The following is a 336-nucleotide window of genomic DNA, read 5'->3' on the forward strand; positions in this document are numbered from 1 at the left end:
TTAAATATTCAGGGAAAAACATAAATTGCATCCCCAAAGGAATGGTGACGAGCGGATTTAGTTCCTGTTATTCTCGGCTTGAAGCAGATGAGCCTGCGTTAACTAGTAGAGTGAATTTTGTACATCCTGCCTCGAACCGATGCATTCACCCGGTTCAAAATAGAGCGTTAACACCACGGGAAGGTGCTAGGCTTCAGTCTTTCGATGACGCCTATTTATTCTGTGGTAATCGCTCACAGATTACAAAGCAGATTGGGAACGCAGGTCCACCTTTGTTAGGTAAGGCGATTGCCGGTTCAATCGCTAAAATTTTTTAACTCAGATTTACACAGCAAT

1 protein-coding gene is annotated in these 336 nt (G+C 43.2%); it reads left to right on the plus strand.

Annotation, left to right across the window (positions count from 1 at the left end):
• Positions 1 to 317: DNA cytosine methyltransferase (locus tag M2D63_RS25590; RefSeq protein WP_285865872.1), on the plus strand; the 317-nt coding region annotated here is incomplete at its 5' end.
• Positions 318 to 336 lie beyond the last annotated feature (19 nt).

The sequence above is a fragment of the Pseudomonas sp. BJa5 genome (assembly GCF_030272875.2).
GTDB lineage: Bacteria > Pseudomonadota > Gammaproteobacteria > Pseudomonadales > Pseudomonadaceae > Aquipseudomonas.